This window comes from Arthrobacter sp. 2YAF22_2, from assembly GCF_052114645.1.
Classification (GTDB): domain Bacteria; phylum Actinomycetota; class Actinomycetes; order Actinomycetales; family Micrococcaceae; genus Arthrobacter.
In genome coordinates this window covers 1-1315 of sequence record NZ_JBFRFD010000726.1, presented here as the reverse complement: position 1 = coordinate 1315, position 1315 = coordinate 1, and the positions used below count along the sequence as shown (strand labels likewise).

Below are 1315 nucleotides of genomic sequence, written 5' to 3'. Positions count from 1 at the left end.
AAAGGGAGCCGCGAATGAGGAACGATTCATAGCAATCTAACAATTTCGTACTACCTGCTGGTGCGGGCGCCTCGAGTTTCGTAGGCGGCCGCACCAGCTTTCGTTTAGCCGGCTTTGCAGCCGGCAGTGCACAGCGCCGGAGTTCAGCGCCAGGGGTTCCGACGCCGGTTGCGACGCCGGTTCCGACGCCGGTTCGCCCAAGCCGTTCCGCCAAATGCTGGACTTATTCGACGGCGGCACTTCAGACTGGCCTGACCACAGACCCGAAAGGTTTCCCATGCCGGACTTCTCAGCCTTCATACCGGTTCTCGTCATCCTCGCCGTGGCGCTCGTCGTCGTCGTCGTGATCTGGGTGGCAACGAAGCTGATGTGGAAGGTGGCTGAACCCAACGAGGCCCTCATCATCTCCGGGTTGACCCGGGGCACGCTGGACACCAGGGAGGGGATGGACTTCAAGATCGTCACCGGCAAGGGAGCCCTCGTGCTGCCCGGGCTGCAGACGGTCCGGCCCTTGTCGCTGACCCTGAACGAAACCGAACTCAAAGTTAACTGCGTGACGTCGCAGGGCATCCAGGTGATTGTCGAGGGCGTGGTCATCTACAAGATCGGCGACGCGCCGCCCTTCATCGCCAATGCCGCGCGCCGCTTCCTTGGCCAGCAGCCGAAAATGGAAAGCCAGGTCTACAACGTTTTTGAAGGACACCTGCGCTCCATCATCGGCAGCATGACCATGGAGGAAATCATCCGCGAGCGGGACAAGCTGGCGTCCCAGGTCCGCGGCGCCAGCGGCATTGAGATGGAAAAGTTGGGCCTGGTGGTGGATTCACTGCAAATCAAGGACCTACAGGATCCCACCGGCTACATCCAGAACATCGCCAAGCCGCACATTGCCCAGGTCAAGATGGAGGCCCGCATCGCCGAGGCCACCCGGAACCGGGAGGCTGCGGAGAAGGAAGCCGAGGCCGAAGCGCTGATTGCCGACGCCCAAAGCGTCTCGTCGATCCGGCAATCCATGGCGCTGGCCAATGCCGAGAAAGCCAAGGCAAATGCCGCGCAGGCCGGCCCGCTGGCCGACGCCACCGCCCGGCAACAGGTCGTCGTCCAGGAAACCGAGGTGGCCAAGCTCGAGGCGGACCGCGAGGAGCAGAAACTCCAGACCACCGTCCGCAAGCCCGCCGACGCGAAGGCCTATGCCAAGCGCACCGACGCCGAGGGCCAGAAATCCGCCGACATCAGCGCCGCGGAGGCACTGGCCCGGCGCACGGAACTCGAAGCCCAAGCCAACGCGCGCCGCACCGAGCTCACCGCCCAGGCC

General features: G+C 63.9%; 1 protein-coding gene. It reads left to right on the top strand.

Features of this window, described 5'->3' with window-relative positions; translation table 11 throughout:
* Positions 1–277: 277 nt before the first annotated feature.
* On the top strand, positions 278–1315 hold a 1038-nt coding region (locus AB4Y86_RS19050), incomplete at its 3' end, for an SPFH domain-containing protein (protein WP_441403687.1).